Consider the following 17,829-nt stretch of genomic DNA (forward strand, 5'->3'; position numbering starts at 1 on the left):
TTAATTGTTATAGCTGCTGTATTTTTCAGTCGCAGCAGTTGATATTTAAAATATTACATTGGAGGTGGAGGTTTAGTTCTATGTTTGCTGTTGTCACACTCGATACAATTCATTTGTCCCCAGGTGCGGTAGTACGCCTACTTGGAAGTTGGCAAGACTATCAAGCATTAAATCAACAACTAGGCGATCGCTCCTCTCCTCGCATTAAGTATCGAGATGGAGAAATTCTCTTGATGGCACCACTACCAGAACATGGTCGTAAAGTAAGTGTAATTGCAGATGTAGTCAAAGTTTTGCTCGATCATCTGGGACGAGAATATGAAGCATTTACTCCAATCACAATGGAACTGCCACAGGAAAGTGGTATAGAACCAGATTACTGTTTTTATATTGAAAACTGGGAGGCAATTGCAGGTAAAGATCGGATCAATTGGGGTGTTGATCCATCATCCGATTTAGTGGTAGAGATAGATATCACCAGCTACACTGATGTAAATGACTACCTGCCTTATCAAGTACCAGAAGTTTGGTTGTTCAGGAAGAACCAGCTTGTGATTTACAGATTGCAAGGCGATGTCTACACTGTTGAAACCAGTAGCCGTTATTTCCCCAACATCAATGTGTCAGAGGTAGTCACAGACTGTTTAAAACTTGCCTATGAGCGTAATACTAGCGCTGCTATTCGGGAATTGCGACAGAAATTGGCGAGTGAGAATTAAATATTTTGCGATCGCTTCTATCTGAGGACAAATGCTTATAGTGCAGAAAATCTTCATCAATGGCGACCACTTGGTAGGATAAAGTGCAGAATATCACAACCGAACTCTCAAGTAGATAGAAAAGGAATGCGTATATGGGAAAAGGGAGATTAGAAGCATTCAGCGATGGGGTGATTGCCATTATCATCACCATTATGGTGCTGGAAATCAAAGTGCCGCATGGGTTCGATTTAGCTGCGCTACGTCCCCTGATCCCGGTATTCCTGAGCTATGTGCTGAGTTTTATTTATATAGGCATCTACTGGAACAATCATCATCACCTCTTACAAGCAGTCCGACACGTTAATGGACGTATCCTTTGGGCTAATCTGCATCTGCTGTTTTGGTTGTCGCTAATCCCCTTTGTCACTGGCTGGATGGGCGAAAATCACTTTGCTGCCATGCCTGTTGCCCTTTATGGTACGGTGTTGTTGTTGAATGCGATCGCTTACTTCATTCTTACCCGCACCCTGATTTCTCACCACGGCAAGGATTCGACTCTAGCGATCGCACTTGGTGGAGACTTAAAGGGAAAAGTATCGGTGGTGTTCTATGCTGTGGCAATTCCACTCGCTTTTGTAAACTCATGGCTTGCCTGTGCATTATACGTTTTAGTTGCGATCATCTGGCTGATACCTGACCGTCGCATTGAGAAGACTCTCACTTCCTAAAGGAATTGCGGGCGTTGCTGATTCCATATATGAAAACGATTTTGCATAATACCAAAATCCTTGTAGAGACGTAGCACTGCTACGTCTCTACATCTAGATTCATACTTCAATTCAGCAACGCCGAATTGCAAGTTATATCATGTCTGCATAAATAGTTATGATTTCCACAGTCATTGTACCCCACCCCCAACCCCTCCCGAAAAGCGGGGAGGGGTTGGGGGTGGGGTTCTTCGGGTTTAATAAGTCTAAGGAAACTATTAATATAGCTAAAACGCGAAGCATCTTTATAAGATACTTCGCGTTTATGTGCTAAAAAAAAGTGCCTAATTGATTGTCCCTTTAAGCTGCAACTTTTTCCTCAAATGGTTTAAAGGTTTTCTTACTAGCACCGCAAATTGGACATTCCCAGTCTTCAGGAATTTCTTCAAAAGGTGTACCGGGTGCAATCCCAGAATCAGGATCGCCAGCAACTGGATCGTAAATCATGCTGCATTGTTTACAAATCCATTTCCGAGTTTTAGGATCTTCACCAGCAGTTCTGGTTGCTGCTTGTCCTCCGTTTAAGACTTCTAAGGCTTCAGTGTAGCGATCAGCGTGGTAATTTTCGATGAATTTTAACAAGCCAAAACGGTGTGCAGCTTCCCGAAATGTGTTGGCATGATCGGTAGATTCTTTAACTTGTTTGAGAAATTCTTCAGCCGCCGGATTGTCGCGATCGCGTTGAGCATCTGCGGCAAACTCTGGATACATCGTAGTATATTCGTAAGTCTCACCTTCAATTGCTAAAGATAAACAGCGAGATACAATTTCCCGCTTTTGTTCATCAGTTAAAGTAGCCGAATCTTCTACCACAAGTTCTGGATGTAGTAATTTAAAATGTGCAAAAGCGTGTTCGGTTTCTTGTTCTGCTGTTTCTTTAAAAAGTTTCGCTAAGTCTGTAAACCCAAGTTGACGCGCCACTTCAGCAAAAAACAGATACTTGCGATTTGCCATCGATTCACCACCGAAGGCAGCTTCTAAGTTTTGAAGTGTAGTAAAGTTGGACAAATCCATAATTTTTAATGCCTGCGAAGTGATATTTAGTGCAAAAGCACAGACTCTACAACCGGATACAGGAGCCGTTATTTGTATAAATGAAACGGTTTATACAAACTTTTTCAACCCATACAGCAGAATTCAGAATTAAGGAATAAAACACGCTTTCTACCTGGTTAACAGACGCGAGCTTGTGTACCTCACTTTCCTTGAAATCTGCTGTATTTAGCAATCCGTGTTAGCTGCTCTTGGATAATTATATTCCAGTAAAAAGCCCGACGCTTTCCGTAAAAAGTCCGAACTAATGGATGTAGCAGGCTAATTTTTACCTACCCTAACAGGACTAGTAATGCCCACGTTATTGGCTAAGGTTTTGAAACGGAGAATATCGGGTTCATGAGAATAGTTCTGATTATCTCACGCGATTCCACCATTTACACGGATGTTTTGCCCAGTGATCCACCTAGCTTCGTCGCTAGCAAGAAAGGCTACTACGTCGGCGATTTCTTGTACATCTCCCAATTTGCCAAAAGCAGCCATTTGGGCTAAACGGTCTATTTGTTCTTGTGTTTTGCCTTCTCTAAATAGTTCTGTATCGGTGGGGCCAGGAGAAATAACATTGACTGCGATCGCTTTTGCACCTAATTCTTTAGCTAGTACCCGTGTGATTTGTTCAACAGCACCCTTAGTTCCGACATAGGCACTATAAGTTGGCAGCATCATCACCGTGGTTGATGAAGAAAAGTTGATAATCCGCCCGCCTTCTGTCATGTGTTGCGCGGCTTGTTGACAAGCAAAAAAAGTGCCTTTGACATTAATGGCAAAAATCGCGTCGAAATCTTCTTCACTCACCTGAGTAATTGGTTTATAAAAGGCGATTCCGGCGTTGTTTACTAAAATATCAACTTTACCGAAGCTCTCAAGTGTTTGCTCAAATAACCGTTGGATGTCAGCTACTTTGCTAACATCAGCTTGTATGGCAACTGCCCCTACTCCCAACTTTTCAATTTCTGCAACAACTTCCTGTGCTTTGCCTGCATTACCTGCATAATTGACGACAATAGATGCGCCGTTACCAGCTAATTTTAGTGCGATCGCTCGTCCAATTCCCCGCGATGCACCAGTGATAATTGCAACCTTCCCAGCTATTGATGCCATAGATTAATCTGGTTTAATTTTGGTTAACCAAAGCAATTATCTGCTATTAAAGTACTGTACCAAGGTTAAATTTAGCGATCGCAGTCATTGGGCATTGGTTAAATAATTAATAGTTATTCTTCCCCTGCCCCCCACTCCTTAACTAAGATTCTGGAACGATCGCAACGCCATCCCTAAGATTGAGCAATCCTGAGATAATAACTTTATCTTCAGGCTGTAATCCTTCAATAACTTGGTAATTATTACCTTTAATTTCGCCTAGCTTCACTTGTCTTTGCCGAGCTACTTGTTGGGATACACCTTGAGGAGATGTTTCGGTTTCAACTACATAAACAAAAGTGTCTCCACCGACACGAGTCATTGCTGTTGTGGGGATTAAAACTCCAGGGCGCTGAGTCCAGAACACTCTAGCCCTTACCAATTGATCTGCACGCAACTGACCATTAGGATTGTCAAAAAGTGCTTTGATCAGTATCGTTTGCGTTTCATTACTGGCATTAGGTGCTATGTAAAATACCCTACTTCTACCCAGTTTTTGACCTTGTGTGTTCATGACCTCCACTGGCATTCCCTTACGCAATTGGGGCCCTTGCTGTAGTGGCACAGAGATATTCACTTCTAAAGGTCGATTTTGAGTGATATTAACTAATTGTGTCGAAGTATTAACTAAATCACCGACTTTCACCGTGATGTTGCTAACTGTGCCATTAAAGGGAGCGGTAATTTTGTCAGATTGGGGCTGTTGTATTTGAGTATTTACATTAGCTTGCTGCAAGGATTTTTCAGCCTGCAAGATGTTGGCTCGTTGTGTTTGAATCCTAGAATCAATTGCATTAAGACTAGCTCTAGCAGTGGCAAGCCTATCAGCAACCTGATTGCTAGTCTGTCGAGACACGGCTCCTTGTTCAGCTAGAGTGACAAACTTTTCGTAGTTCTGCTGGTACAATTGCACATTTGCAACGTAAGATGGTCGTTCTGCTTCCAGAGATTTGAGTGTAGCGCGGGCGTTTGCCAGTTGCATTAAAAATGCTTGAGGCACAGCGTTGTTAGGAGCGATCGCTGCTTGTGGTGTACGATTTACTTGGATAATTGGCGTTCCTTGTGCAACTGGATCTCCAGATTTGACAAGTACCTGGGTAACTTGACCTTGAATCCTTGGCTGAAGCGTGACTGAGCGCTGGGATTTTAGGCTAGCAATAAAATCTGAACTTTCCTCAATTATGCCGCTTTGTACTGTCGATATTTTGACTCTTACCCCTTGAGGTTGAGCGTTCACAGTTGAAGGTGCTGAATTTTGTGGAGTGAGCAAACGCCAAACTAGAGTTGCTCCGCCCCCTAACAATAGTAGTGCAGGTAAAAATAACCAAAGCCACCGCCGTTTTCCAGAAGGTGGCTCAAATGAGGTTTGTGGAGTTTTTTCTCCAAAATCAGTTTGAGGCTCAGGGGATGTCATGGCTTTTGAGGAAGTTAAGGAACAAATTAACTATAATTGAATCAAAATTTCATCTGTTGATATTGAAATTACTGATTTGGCATGAGGCTTTATGGCAAATCATGTGTTAGCCCATCCAAATATACAGTTTTGATAATACACCCTAAATCTATCAAAAGGTGAATCCCTAATTTTCCATCTACCTAATAGAGATACTTGGTAAGTGCATTAGAACTAACCAAAAAACATTGATTTATTTCAATTTTTTACCTGTTTTAACCACATTTATGATCGGAAGACAGTACTGCTGTGCGGCAAAACCATCTTCTATTTAAGTGAAAATAGGTGTAATGCAAGTCTGTTTCTGCTAACGTCAAAGCAGAAGCTGCTACAGACTGCGCCAAACACGGAAACGTCAAAGTACAAGCTGCTACAAGAAAAGTGGAAGTTGCGAAAAAAGCGTAGGTGTAGCCCACACTTCTCTACGAGACGCTCCGCGTAGCTTGCTTCCACAAAGTGGTACGGCTGCGCGGAAATCGAGCGACTTGCACTGAGTTTCGACTACGCGGAAATCGAGCGAAGTCGAGATTCAACTACCGCGCAGTCGTTGTGAGTCGAGATTCAGTGACCGTCGTAGACATCGCACTTCATCCCAATAAGTTATACCAATTCAAAATTCAAAATTCAAAATTAAGAAAGCCAGACAGAACAAAGGTATGTCCGTATGTATCTGTCGCATTCTTTTTTCAAAGTGGTATTATTAATCAGCCAAGAATCTTCATCTTGATCAAATTAAGTTAGTTACAACTTTGATAAAAATTGCAACACCCTGCACTTTAGAAGTACAGGGTGAAAGACAGCTATATTTAGTGTGATTCCCAGTTTCTATTTACCTCAAAGCCAATCTCGATAAGCTGATATTTCATTTACGCTGATTTCAAATGGCATCCCCTTGCCAAATGGTGGATAAACGCGGATTTTACCATTGCTAGCAAAGCGCTCTAACCTATTACCCAACTGAGCAATATTGCTGACTATATGCCAGTAAGCTACTAAGTCAGGGCAGTCAATAATTAATGTTAGAATGCTAGCATTTGTTGTGACATACCACTGACAATTAGATAACAGGACTCGAGTAATGCGATCGCAGGCTTGATAGAAGCATCTGCCTGTAGACTGTTCTAGCTCCATTTGCAGCATTCCATCCTGTTTCGTTACCTCAGATGGAGGTAAATCATCGGGAGGAAGCTGGTATAGTTTAGAAGACATAATTTCGCACCTCTTGGTTGTAGCGCGTCAAACTCTCCAGGTTTTTTTGCATATCCGAAGACGAGGGTTTGAGTGCTAACGTACCTAAATTTAATTCGTCTTGAAATTTCTTGATTTTGTCTCGACAAGTCTCCACATCACCAATAATTGAGTTTTCAATCAAATAATCTTCGTCGAAACAAATGTTTGTGCGATCGAATGGTTTTTGGTTGGGATTCGCACTATTCTGCAATAATTCAGCCGAATTAGCTTTCATTTTCTGGCTAAATTTGCGAATGAAAGGTAACGCTTCACTCACCGCCTCATCAAATGTTTTGCCAACATAAAAAAAGCGTGCCAGCACGAAATTTTCCGCACCACTAGAATTTAAGGCTCGATATTTAGCAACAGTATCCTTCAATCTCTGTAGGGAGAATGGCGGCCCACCCATCAAGCTGAAGGAATGTTTAGCAGCAAACTCGATACCATCATCACCGCCAGTGGCAACATAAACTGGTATTTGACTCTGCAATGGTTTTGGGTAAATTGTTAAGCGATCGCATTGATAATACTTGCCATTAAATGATACATCAGTTTCATATAACAGCTTGTAAATTAGGGCGATCGCCTCTAGCATCCTGGAACGGGATTCACTTGGGAGTGTCGCAAAATGCTTGTTTTGTTGGGGAAAGGGGCCGCCTTTAGCAACTCCAAATAATAATCGTCCATTGCACAGGTTATCCAGAGTGGCAATATCTTCCGCTACCCGAATCGGGTTATGGAATGGCAGTAATACCGCCGCAGTGCCTAATTCGATAGTTGAAGTCAGCCCCGCCAAGTGTGCCATTAACAGCAACATGGAGGGGCTGAGATTGGATTCACTAAAATGATGCTCACTCACCCAGGCTGACTCAAAACCTAAATTTTCTGCCTGTTTTATCAGCGTGACTTGCTCAAAGATGGCACGACGAGCATCTTGGTGATGATTATCGTAATTGCAGAAAATTCCAGTTTTCATTACTTGCGTTAATACTTTGTGCTGGCTATTCTAATGGTCGATAGGTTTGTAGTAAGCACTAAGCGTGCTTAAATATTTGACGACTAAAGTTTTCACTACAAACACATCTACTCCTCTCAATTAATGCGATCAAAGACTAATTTGCAACCCACTGTAACTCCAACCATAGACGTGGGTTATTGTGTTTGATGTTCGACATCGGATCGCGCAATAATCGCTTGGCATTCATACAGACTACCTGTACTAGACCCATGTTATCTGCTACTTCTCTGAGTATTTCTTTGTGGGCTTGCACACAGGAAATCATTTCGTCAGAGCAATAAATTCCTATATATTGCAAGCGTCTCGCAGGTCGTCCCCAGAAACAGGTAATGACTTTCACATAACACCCGTCTAGTAATTCTCCAACTTTTGGGTAGTATTCGTTGAGGACTCTTGTGAATTCTTTGGCTAAGATATCTTCAGCAATCATTGGAACTGATATTTCTGTAGCGTCCATCACGCTATTTAATATAACATAATTTTATCAATTAAACATGACAAAATAGCCCCATAAGCTTAAATTAAATATTAAATACTACAAAAAAAAGAGATGTACCTTATTTGGTATCACCTCCGATTTGCGTAAAGCATTTTTATTTTGAATTAAATATCAAAGTATTGGTTTGAGAAGATGTTTTAAAAGTAATTTTCTGTAATTTTAGGCACTTATTGATCTTCCCTACCCCACGCCAGTCGCTCCACTTGGGGAGACCCCAAGTAGAGTAAGTGGCGTGGATTTAGGGGGATCTAAAACGTTTTGTTACCAACAAGAGGATCTTTAAAATATCCTCTGAAAGCTATACAGACAAAACCCAACTTTGTGCTTTAGACAATGGCTTAAGACCCTTGTTTGTTTTGTCCAAGCAGGCGAATTTTGTTTGCAAGATAAACCGCGATTTCTAATCGGCAGGTATATTTGTAAAGGTGAGATGCCCCCAAATACTCTGATATCGAAAATTATGAATTCAAATAAAATGTATTTAATTAGCACATCTCAATATTGAATTCTAATTTTTGAATTTTTAATTATTATTATCGCGCATTGCGTTCACAAACTAACACCTCTGCTACGATATCCGGCACATTCATAAAGTCTGTAAATCCTTCAAAACCACGGATTGGTGAAATAAATGTATAGTTTGGATCGCACACTCCATTGTCATATACTTGAATAAACCATCTATCTGGAAATCCTTCTACACCTAGTTCCACGGTGTACCAACTCTCGCCAATCAGACGAGAGTTAAAGATTGTGAACCATTCTCTGTTCTCTTCTGAAATATTCCAGTCTGCCATGAGCAGTTCTAAAGCTATTTGTCCCGCATCCGTTGAAGTCAACAACATTTTTACTCCTTATTCGCAGCTTCAGTATTTGCAACTTCAGGATTGGAAACTTCAGGATATAAACCCAATTCTTTCGCTAACTCACGTGCCACAAAAAATAAAAACTTAGCACCATCTTGATTGCCTTCATGAGCAAACATAGTAGCTACTTGTAACATTGTTTCTACAAAGCCAGAATCAATCAATTCTGGTTTACTTTCCAAAACTTCTGGTTCCTGACCATTAGGGCATTTTAGTAGCTCATCAATCAGGTTAAAATATAGTTGTTGGCGTTGTTCTGACATAGTAAGTTGGTTGGTTTTAGTGAGTTTATTGTGAATAAGCTACTGTTCGATACTTTGCTGCCACAGTCTTTCCAACATTTCAACTTGTTCTTTTAAAACAGCAGCACGATGAACAAGATATCTGTCGTAAAAGAGAATTCCTAACCCAACACAAATCGGGGTTAACAAGAAGAACCATTGCAGGATAGTAGCAAATTTATATTGTTCAGCAACAGTCAGCATTTGATGAACCACATTACGATCAGAGGATTGAATGCTAGTCTGAGGGGAATGTGTACCCTCTGTTTGGGGAGCCAAGGTGGGAGCATCTATAGTAGTGTTGTTGACTTCGGAAGCTAGATTATGAGATTTTACTAACTCTAGATGTCGCTCCCAAATAATGCCAAATACTACTAGTCCTGGTGAAAGCACTGCTAAAGTAACGACGCAAACTGTAAGAACATTTAAAAGTTTGGCTTTCATCTTGGCTCTCCCTTGCTAGGTAGTATGCACCCAGTAAGAAAATATCTTTTGCTGTTTCTTTAAAGTAGCTATATATTTCTACCTCTTAAACAGTTTTGATATCAAAATATGTGTAAACGTTAATTTTCCCAATGGTTAGTTGTCAGTTATTTTTCTAATCACCACTGACTACTGACTAATGAAAAGTTACCAACCTGTTCACAAAACGTAGAATTATTCAATCAGAAATAACGCACTTAGATTCTGGAATCTGGTTTCATCCTGCTTTAAAAAGAGAGATTAAGAAGTCCCCCCTAGTTCACTAAGCTTGCGCTCAGGAATGTTGGGGGGTAGAGGGGAATCTCTGCGTAAATCCTATACGATTTATATCAGCCGCTCTCCACCAAACAGTTTACCCCAGCCCTGTTAAGATTATTAAATTCATTAGAATAGTACTCAAAGCCTGTAATCCTCACCTGATAAGTCTTAAAAAAATTCATTGGGGTATGGGTGCTAGTGTTTTTGGGACGGGGTTCTAGTCTTTTTGAGGTGGGGTTCTGGTGTGTTTGCACTCAATATAAAAGCCACATAGGCAATGGTTAAAGACTGTTTTCGATGCATTTTTGGGCTGATAAAATTTGCACTCAAAAGAAAATATCGATGTCTTTTGATAAAGATAGACTAAGAAATTAGGAAAAGCAATTAAATGTTGTGAGAGTAAATTAGATTTTCCTAACAAAGAGAAAATAATGATAAAAAATATTCATATATACAGAATTGCAAAAATTTAATTTCAACCTAAAAGATAATAGTCAGCAATTCCAAATGGTAAAATAGAAGCATGGCAAGTTACTCCTCTTCTGAAGTGAGAATTAAGGGAAACATTTGATAAAAGTTCTTTTTAAACTTTCATATTTTGTGGTTAAGTTAGAATACATAGTATATGCACTCATTGACATTAAACTGCAAAGTAAATACATCAAGGCTTATTGTTATAAGTAAATACTCTGTACTAAGATTTAGGATTTTAGGAGTTAAATAATGCGGATTGCTCAAGACATAACAGAACTGATTGGACGAACTCCTTTAGTTCAACTGAACAAGATTCCTCAAGCTGAGGGAGTAGTAGCAAGGATAGTTGTTAAATTAGAAGGCATGAACCCGGCGGCTTCGGTGAAAGACCGTATTGGTTTAAGTATGGTACTTTCAGCAGAAGCTGCTGGCTCAATTTCCCCAGGAAAAACTATTTTAGTAGAGCCTACCTCAGGTAATACAGGAATTGCTCTAGCGATGGTAGCAGCAGCGCGTGGCTATCGTTTGATTTTGACCATGCCAGAGACAATGAGCCAAGAACGACGAGCTATGCTTAGGGCTTATGGTGCTTCTTTGGAGTTGACACCAGGCGTTGAGGGAATGCGGGGAGCAATTCGCAAAGCCGAAGAAATTGTGGCTAAGACTCCCAATGCTTTTATGCTGCAACAGTTCCGCAACCCTGCTAATCCTAAAGTTCACCAAGAAACCACCGCCGAAGAAATTTGGACAGATACAGACGGGGAAGTGGATATTGTTATTGCTGGGGTAGGTACTGGTGGAACGATTACTGGGGTTGCAGAAGTACTTAAACAGCGCAAGCCGACTTTTAAAGCGATCGCAGTTGAACCCAGCAACAGCCCAGTTCTCTCTGGTGGTGAAGCCGGGCCACACAAAATTCAAGGTATTGGGGCTGGATTTATCCCCGATGTTCTCCGTCTAGAATTGGTTGATGAAGTAATTAGAGTCAGCGATGAACAAGCGATCGCTTATGGGCGACGTTTGGCAAAAGAAGAAGGCTTATTGTCTGGCATATCCTCTGGTGCAGCTTTGTGTGCTGCAATTCAAGTCGGTAAACGAAAAGAAAATGCCGGACGTTTAATTGTGATGATTCAGCCTTCCTTTGGCGAACGTTACCTCAGCACACCTATGTTTCAAGATTTGTCCTTAGAAACTGCTGGGGTGCGTTAAAGATAGTGGAAAGAGATGAGGGAGTAGCGATCGTTCGCGGTTTTTCCCTCATCTACCTTATGTCTTAGCGCTGTTTACTTAGAGGATGTTTGAAAAGTTTTCTTCTCGGTAACAAAACGTTCTAGATCCCCCTAAATCCCCCTTAAAAAGGGGGACTTTGATTCCGGTTCCCCCCTTAAAAAGGGGGGCTAGTGTGATTTTACCCCTTGCATGACCAAACTGTGAACCATAGCGTGACCAAAAGTTAACGTAATTTCAACGTTTTTAGCCAATCAAAAACCTAACTTTATGAATCAAATTATGTCCGCGTGTTTTAAATGCGAACCATAATACAACCAAAAGTTTTATTTTTGACTTGGTAAAAAATGCACAGCAAGACACACTAATTTAACCCTTAAATTTTAAACTTTCGGTCAAAGTTTGGTTCAAAATGCCCACAATATGGTTCAAAAATATGTTTATCCAAAAATTGAGTGATAAAGCGATCGCCTGAAATCTGAATTTTTATTTCTCTCTCATCGCGGCACGGTACAAATGAACTATAAGACCATGTTCCTTGCTGTAATTAAGTTTTGAGTTTTTTGAACTCCATTTATAGCTTTGAACTATATGTTGTCCTAGTACAGAGTGAAGTATTTCGTGACCGTTTGGCTAAATTATCGTTCAAATCACAGCTAGGGGGGATCGGTTAGTGCCTAAAATCACAGCCAACCACTTTTCAAACAACCTCTTAAACGGTTGCCGCAGCATCTTACAATTTTTAATTCTTAATTTTTCATTTTTAATTCCCCAAAGGGGTTGACTTCCTGGGAAACTGGAATGCGGATTTGAAACTCCGCCCCCTTACCGGGTTCTGAGATGCAAGAGAGTGAACCACCATGTTTTTCGGTGATGATCTGGTAGCTAATCGACAAACCCATACCTGTACCTTTGCCCACAGGTTTTGTGGTAAAGAAAGGATCGAACAGACGTTGCCGAATAGACTCTGGCATACCTAAAGCATTGTCTGCAATCCGAATTTCGACTTGATGATCATCAGTTTTTTCAGTGTAAATAGTAATGGTTGGAGTTGTTATTTGTCCTTGATTCTTCGCTAACGACTCCTCCAAAGCATCGATCGCATTACTCAACACATTCATAAACACTTGATTTAGCTGCCCTGCATAGCATTCCACTTCAGGCAAGTTGCCGTAGTCTTTAACAAGCTCTATACTGAGCCGATCTGACTTTGCTTTGAGGCGATGTTGCAGAATCATTAGAGTACTATCAATACCCTCATGAATATTAACGGCTTTAATTTCGGCTTCGTCCATGCGTGAGAAAGTTCGTAGAGAAGCGACAATTTGCCGAATCCGGTCTGCCCCAACTCGCATAGAAGACAGTAGCTTAGGCAGGTCTGCCAGCAGGAAATTTAGATCGATCGCCTCCGCTTCTTTTTGAATCTCTGGATGAGGAAATGGGTAATGTTTTTGGTAAAGTTCCAGCAGTCTCAGCACCTCTTGGGTATAGGTGTTGGCATGAGTTAGATTGCCAAAGATAAAATTGACTGGATTATTGATTTCGTGGGCAACGCCAGCTACTAGTTGCCCTAAGCTCGACATTTTTTCGGTCTGCACAAGTTGAGCCTGGGTTTGTTGTAGTCTGTGCAGGGATTGTGCAAGTTGTTCGGCTTTTTCTCGTTCTCGCATTTCGGATGCTTGGAAAGCTTCGTTTTTAGCTTCTAGTTGTTGCGAGTAAGCTTGTAGGTTGGTGAAGAGACGAGCATTCTCGATCGCAATCGAAATTTGTGCTATCAACAGACTCAGCACATTTACCCGTTCTGGGGTAAAAGCACCAGGAATAAAATTGTTTTCCAGGTAAAGAAGACCAGTAAATTTTCCAGAGTGAATCAACGGTACACACAAAATCGACTTAGATTGGTAAGTGGCAATATAAGCATCAAACGCAAAGCGGGAATCTTTAACAGCATCGACTAAAACCAGGTTGTTTCTAGTTCTTTCCACATAATTGAATACGGCAACTGGGAGTAAGGGTAAATTAGTTTCATCCTCCCAGCCAACAACAACGCTAACCTCGTTACCTGCAATTGTTCCTGCTGCTTCTAACATCCATTGATTTTCGTGCTTGACAATAAAGTAACCTTGTTGAGCGCCAGCATTTTCGATGACATTTTTCATCAATTTTTCGAGCAGGCGACTCAGTACCATTTCTTCTGAGAGCACCTGTGCAGCTTTCATCACTGTCATCAAGTCGAGAATGTGAGCGCCTTTAGTAGTCGTAGAGCTTGTTTGAAGAGTGTGCAGGTAATTGGTTTGTAGTTTTTCTGTGTTTGATTGCACAATCAATTGGGGATAGCGTGCTTCTAAATCTTTGACTTTTGCGATCGCACCCCAATGGATATAGGCGTAGTAAGCATTGGTCATGTATGTTTGGGCAATGGCTTGTTTACCCCATGACAAATAAAATTTAGCAGCGAGTTCGTGGGCGAGTGCTTCTTCGTTGATATACTCGTTTTGTTTGGCAAGTGCGATCGCCTGATCGTACATCTCGATCGCTTCGATTTTTTCGCCTAAAACCCGATGCCTTTCTGCTTCTACCAAATAGAATTTGTGTAAATGATTCATTGGGGCATAATCCGCCCAGTTTTGCATTTTTTCTTGATTAGCTTGGACGCGATCGAGGATGACCTTTTGTTCTGACTCTGAGCGATCGGCATATACTGCTAGCCGTACTAAAGAATCGTAAAAATGGAATACAGGAACAAAAGGCATTCCTACCACTACATCTAAATACTTCTGGGCTATAGCAAGATTCTCAATCGCTTCTGAATAATTTTCAAACCAATAACAAAGCAAAAATTTGTTCAAATATATGTAGCCAACTCCCCCGTTGTCGTTTGCTTGCTGGTGCAGTGGCAACCTGATCTGTTCATCGCAGGCTTCACCCTTGATCAAGCAGGGATTTTCACTTTTTCCCAGTAGATTTAAGCTAGCCTGCCAATAGATTTCTATATAATTAAGCGCTGTTTCTTGCTTGGTTTTATAAATAGCATCTCTGTTTCTTGCTATTTCTCTTTCAAGGACAGTTAGTTCTTTACCGCTAAAGTAAGCTAAACAGGAGTACTGGAATAGACTATAGCCTGCATATTCTAAATCTCCTGTCTCCATTCCGCTAGAGTAACCTGACAGCAAAGGCTCTAAGGTTTCTCTCAGATGCTCTTTCCAATGTCGGATAAATAGATTTACGATGAAAACTGTCTTGGCTTTGATTTCTTGAGCATTTAACTTTGACACTAGATTTAAAGCCAACTGACCAAATTTATAACCTGAATCAATATCTCCCACAATGGCACACAGAAGAAAACCATAATTGGCATAAGCAAAGGGAGAAACGGCAGCATTACCATATTCAACGGATAATTGTACTTGTTTGCACACCGTCAAGGGCAACAGTGTAGGAGCAACAATATATGCAGGAGCAAAGATACTTGACAAAAGTCTAATGGCAGCTAATTTATAGCGATCGCTCATTTGAGGTAGCTCAATTAAATCCTCAATTCGCCTTCCACTCAAAATTGCCGCAGTGTCCGCCAATCCTTGCCCAATATCTGACGCGTTCGGTTCTTGGGGAAACTCCACCCCTAACTGCTTTAAAATTTGTAGCGCTGTGTTAACCGCTTCTAACAGCCTGTTCTGCGCCATATAAGCTTGCATTTGGACTTCATACACTTTAATTTTGTCCAGTAGCGTCACAGCACAGTTTTGGACGCTCTCAAACAATCTTTGCATTTCTTCAAAATCACCGCTCAAAAAAGCTGCCTCTGCCGCTTCTGAGTGCAGTGTTAATGTCAGTTCATATTTACACTTCCAGCTTTCTTCTGCTAACAGTCCCAAACCAACTTGCAAATATTTGATGGCGGAATCGTGTGCTGTGGCTGCTTTTGCTCTTTGACCTGCGATGAGATTTAGTTCTGCAAGTTGATATTTTTCTGTTTCAGATATCAGTAAATCAGTACCGTAATTGAGTTGATTAACTAAAGCAAATATATTTTCTTTGCGTTCTTCTGGCGTCGTATTTTGTAATAGTAATTGACCAATTTTCAGATGCGTTGCTTTCTTCTGCTCATCAGGAATCAAAGAATATGCCGCTTGCTGTACGCGGTCATGTAAAAATTTGTAATCAACCTTGACATCAGTTAAGGTAACGCCGCCTAAATCCTCCTGACTAAACGCTAAGGGAATTTTGTAGTCCTGATTTAATGGCAGAATTAACCCAGCTTGAAGCGCAGACCACAATTGCGCCGCAGTTGTTAAAGAAGATGCTTCGTTAACGATCGCCAATACATCTAGATTAAACCTGTTACCAATACAAGCAGCCAGTTTAAGTACTTCTTGCGTTTCTAGAGACAGTTTACGAATATTTCTCGCCGTCAGTTCCACCACATTCAGGTCAGTAAGACCGATCGCTTGAATATGTCGGATATCCCACTGCCATACTCCTGAATGGAAATCGTATGTTAGTAAGTCTTCTTGATGTAGAGTTTTCAGCAGTTGCGTTAAGAAGAACGGGTTTCCTCCGGTTTTGTGGAATAGTAATTCTGCTAGTGGCTGACTGTGTTCTATGTGATTCAATGTATCGCCAATTAACGCTTTCACATCCGTTAACTGCAATGATGACAAGACAATGTTATTCACCACCGCACCAGAAGATTGAATTTTGGACAAACTCATCATCAATGGATGGGTAGGCGACACTTCGTTATCACGGTATGCCCCGATTAGTAATAAATATTTACGCTCAGTATCCGTCATCAATAGCTCAATTAAGTTCAGTGATGCCGAATCTGCCCACTGTAAGTCATCCAGAAAGACAACTAAGGGATGGTCTTGGTTCGTAAATACTCCGATGAATTGCCCAAAAACGCGATTGAAACGGTTTTGAGATTCTGTCGCTCCCAATTGTGTTACGGGTGGCACAGTTCCAATAATGAGTTCGACTTCGGGAATCACATCAATAATGACTTGCCCATTTTCTCCCAACGCAGTTAGCAGTTTCTCTTTCCAAACTTGGATTTGGGCTTCGCTTTCGGTGAGTAATTGCTGAATTAAAGATTGGAATGCCTGAATCAACGATGCATAAGGAATATTGCGCTTGAACTGGTCAAACTTGCCTGCAATAAAATAACCCCTTGCTCCCACAATCGGTTTATGAACTTCATTGACGACACTCGTCTTTCCAATCCCCGAATAACCAGAGACGAGCATAAGTTCGCTACTACCACCTGCCACACGCCCAAACGCAGCCATCAATGTTGCTACTTCTGCTTTGCGTCCGTATAGCTTTTGCGGAATCAAAAAATGCCCAGATTTATCTTGTCTTCCCGGTACAAAATTTTCAATCTTTCCAGTCGCTTGAAGTTTAAACAAACATTCCTCTAAATCCACTTTTAGTCCCCAGGCACTTTGATACCGCTCCTCTGCTGTTTTCGCTAGTAATTTTAAAATAACTGCACTAATTGCTTCTGGTACATCTTCCAGAACGCGACACACGGTTTCGCTACAAGGTGCGGCTGGTGTTTTGGCAATATGAGAGTGAATTAACTCCATCGGGTCAACAGCTTGAAAGGGCAAAATACCCGTCAGCATTTCATATAAAGTGACACCTAACGAATAAAAGTCGGTGCGATAGTCAACCGCCCGATTCATTCTACCGGTCTGTTCAGGTGACATATACGCGAGCGTACCTTCGAGCAAATTAGGATTGCTCAAGGTGGGATTTTCTTTATTAAGGCGCGAGGAGATACTGAAGTCAATCAGTTTGGCTTCCCCAGAATCGGGGTCAATTAAAATATTGTGTGGTTTAATATCTTTATGAATAATCTGTTGGGCGTGCAGTTCTCCTAAAATATTTGCTAGGCTAATCCCCACCTTGAGGAAAGTAAGTAAGCTGGTTGTTTGAGTTGCAATCATTTCTTGGAGCAAGCAACCTGGAATATCTTCCAAAACCAAAGCCAGTCCATGCTGATAATTCTTTAACTCGTAGGCTTTAACAATGCCAGGAATTTGCAGAAGTTCAATGATTTGATATTCGTGGCGCAGTCGCGCAATGTCTTCTAAGAGTGGATGTTCGCACAGGAGAGTTTTGACAATGACAGAGACGTTATCGGTTTCTCGCCGTCCGCGATAAATGACGGTTTTACTACCGGAGTGAAGAGTTTCGAAGAGTTGATAACCAGATAAAGTAGCTGTCATTGTTTTCTCTTGCAATATAAGCATTCTTAATATGCCCATGCAAGTTTAGCCTTGTAACATTTGTGACAAAAATCAGCATATTTTCACGAGATGTTACAAAGATTACTCCAAAATTGTATGTTGATATTTGAGAGCATCGTCGCATC

13 protein-coding genes are annotated in these 17,829 nt (G+C 41.1%); 3 read left to right on the forward strand and 10 right to left on the reverse strand.

What is annotated here, in order from left to right; all coding sequences use genetic code 11:
- The first annotated feature begins 80 nt into the window (after positions 1 to 80).
- Positions 81 to 719, forward strand: a complete 639-nt coding sequence (locus RMX98_RS12430) for a Uma2 family endonuclease (protein ID WP_322677583.1) — start codon at positions 81 to 83, stop codon at positions 717 to 719.
- 134 nt (positions 720 to 853) lie between these two features.
- Positions 854 to 1,429: a TMEM175 family protein gene (locus tag RMX98_RS12435; protein ID WP_322677582.1), complete on the forward strand. Its 576-nt coding sequence runs from the start codon at positions 854 to 856 to the stop codon at positions 1,427 to 1,429.
- 339 nt (positions 1,430 to 1,768) lie between these two features.
- Here RMX98_RS12435 and RMX98_RS12440 read toward each other — a convergent pair whose 3' ends face one another.
- The 9 genes from RMX98_RS12440 to RMX98_RS12480 all read right to left on the reverse strand — a co-directional run bounded on the left by RMX98_RS12440 (position 1,769) and on the right by RMX98_RS12480 (position 9,452).
- Positions 1,769 to 2,482 (reverse strand): rubrerythrin family protein, encoded by a 714-nt coding sequence (locus RMX98_RS12440; RefSeq protein ID WP_322677581.1) that lies wholly within the window; start codon positions 2,480 to 2,482, stop codon positions 1,769 to 1,771.
- Between the two features lie 399 nt (positions 2,483 to 2,881).
- Positions 2,882 to 3,622 (reverse strand): SDR family oxidoreductase, encoded by a 741-nt coding sequence (locus RMX98_RS12445; protein WP_322677580.1) that lies wholly within the window; start codon positions 3,620 to 3,622, stop codon positions 2,882 to 2,884.
- Between the two features lie 142 nt (positions 3,623 to 3,764).
- The gene (locus RMX98_RS12450; protein WP_322677579.1) at positions 3,765 to 5,075 is read right to left on the reverse strand and encodes an efflux RND transporter periplasmic adaptor subunit; all 1,311 of its coding nucleotides are present in this window, start codon (positions 5,073 to 5,075) and stop codon (positions 3,765 to 3,767) included.
- 873 nt (positions 5,076 to 5,948) lie between these two features.
- Positions 5,949 to 6,323 (reverse strand): hypothetical protein, encoded by a 375-nt coding sequence (locus tag RMX98_RS12455; protein WP_322677578.1) that lies wholly within the window; start codon positions 6,321 to 6,323, stop codon positions 5,949 to 5,951.
- Positions 6,313 to 7,320: an LLM class flavin-dependent oxidoreductase gene (locus RMX98_RS12460; RefSeq protein WP_322677577.1), complete on the reverse strand. Its 1,008-nt coding sequence runs from the start codon at positions 7,318 to 7,320 to the stop codon at positions 6,313 to 6,315. The genes RMX98_RS12455 and RMX98_RS12460 overlap by 11 nt, the downstream gene beginning before the upstream one ends.
- Before the next feature lie 136 nt (positions 7,321 to 7,456).
- A complete protein-coding gene (locus RMX98_RS12465) occupies positions 7,457 to 7,819 on the reverse strand; it encodes a hypothetical protein (protein ID WP_181374248.1) in 363 nt (120 codons plus the stop codon).
- Between the two features lie 575 nt (positions 7,820 to 8,394).
- Positions 8,395 to 8,706 (reverse strand): hypothetical protein, encoded by a 312-nt coding sequence (locus RMX98_RS12470; RefSeq protein WP_322677576.1) that lies wholly within the window; start codon positions 8,704 to 8,706, stop codon positions 8,395 to 8,397.
- Positions 8,707 to 8,708: 2 nt separating this feature from the next.
- A complete protein-coding gene (locus RMX98_RS12475) occupies positions 8,709 to 8,990 on the reverse strand; it encodes a hypothetical protein (RefSeq protein WP_100900566.1) in 282 nt (93 codons plus the stop codon).
- A 39-nt stretch (positions 8,991 to 9,029) separates the two neighbouring features.
- The gene (locus RMX98_RS12480; RefSeq protein WP_322677575.1) at positions 9,030 to 9,452 is read right to left on the reverse strand and encodes a hypothetical protein; all 423 of its coding nucleotides are present in this window, start codon (positions 9,450 to 9,452) and stop codon (positions 9,030 to 9,032) included.
- Positions 9,453 to 10,472: 1,020 nt separating this feature from the next.
- Between RMX98_RS12480 and cysK the strand changes: the two genes are divergently transcribed.
- Positions 10,473 to 11,432 carry a cysteine synthase A gene (cysK, locus tag RMX98_RS12485; protein WP_322677574.1) on the forward strand — a complete coding sequence of 320 codons (960 nt, stop codon included), beginning with the start codon at positions 10,473 to 10,475 and terminating at the stop codon, positions 11,430 to 11,432.
- 767 nt (positions 11,433 to 12,199) lie between these two features.
- Here the strand turns inward: cysK and RMX98_RS12490 are convergent.
- On the reverse strand, positions 12,200 to 17,683 hold the full coding sequence (locus RMX98_RS12490) for an AAA family ATPase (RefSeq protein ID WP_322677573.1): 5,484 nt from the start codon (positions 17,681 to 17,683) through the stop codon (positions 12,200 to 12,202).
- Between the last annotated feature and the right edge of the window lie 146 nt (positions 17,684 to 17,829).

It is taken from the genome of Nostoc sp. DedQUE02 (assembly GCF_034531035.1).
Classification (GTDB): Bacteria; Cyanobacteriota; Cyanobacteriia; order Cyanobacteriales; family Nostocaceae; genus Nostoc.

What these genes read in the sequence shown, in the direction of transcription:
- RMX98_RS12430 (WP_322677583.1), top strand. Translation starts at nt 81, where the DNA reads ATGTTTGCTGTTGTCACACTCGATACAATTCATTTGTCCCCAGGTGCG.
- RMX98_RS12435 (WP_322677582.1), top strand. Translation starts at nt 854, where the DNA reads ATGGGAAAAGGGAGATTAGAAGCATTCAGCGATGGGGTGATTGCCATT.
- RMX98_RS12440 (WP_322677581.1), bottom strand. Translation starts at nt 2,482, where the DNA reads ATGGATTTGTCCAACTTTACTACACTTCAAAACTTAGAAGCTGCCTTC.
- RMX98_RS12445 (WP_322677580.1), bottom strand. Translation starts at nt 3,622, where the DNA reads ATGGCATCAATAGCTGGGAAGGTTGCAATTATCACTGGTGCATCGCGG.
- RMX98_RS12450 (WP_322677579.1), bottom strand. Translation starts at nt 5,075, where the DNA reads ATGACATCCCCTGAGCCTCAAACTGATTTTGGAGAAAAAACTCCACAA.
- RMX98_RS12455 (WP_322677578.1), bottom strand. Translation starts at nt 6,323, where the DNA reads ATGTCTTCTAAACTATACCAGCTTCCTCCCGATGATTTACCTCCATCT.
- RMX98_RS12460 (WP_322677577.1), bottom strand. Translation starts at nt 7,320, where the DNA reads ATGAAAACTGGAATTTTCTGCAATTACGATAATCATCACCAAGATGCT.
- RMX98_RS12465 (WP_181374248.1), bottom strand. Translation starts at nt 7,819, where the DNA reads ATGGACGCTACAGAAATATCAGTTCCAATGATTGCTGAAGATATCTTA.
- RMX98_RS12470 (WP_322677576.1), bottom strand. Translation starts at nt 8,706, where the DNA reads ATGTTGTTGACTTCAACGGATGCGGGACAAATAGCTTTAGAACTGCTC.
- RMX98_RS12475 (WP_100900566.1), bottom strand. Translation starts at nt 8,990, where the DNA reads ATGTCAGAACAACGCCAACAACTATATTTTAACCTGATTGATGAGCTA.
- RMX98_RS12480 (WP_322677575.1), bottom strand. Translation starts at nt 9,452, where the DNA reads ATGAAAGCCAAACTTTTAAATGTTCTTACAGTTTGCGTCGTTACTTTA.
- cysK (WP_322677574.1), top strand. Translation starts at nt 10,473, where the DNA reads ATGCGGATTGCTCAAGACATAACAGAACTGATTGGACGAACTCCTTTA.
- RMX98_RS12490 (WP_322677573.1), bottom strand. Translation starts at nt 17,683, where the DNA reads ATGACAGCTACTTTATCTGGTTATCAACTCTTCGAAACTCTTCACTCC.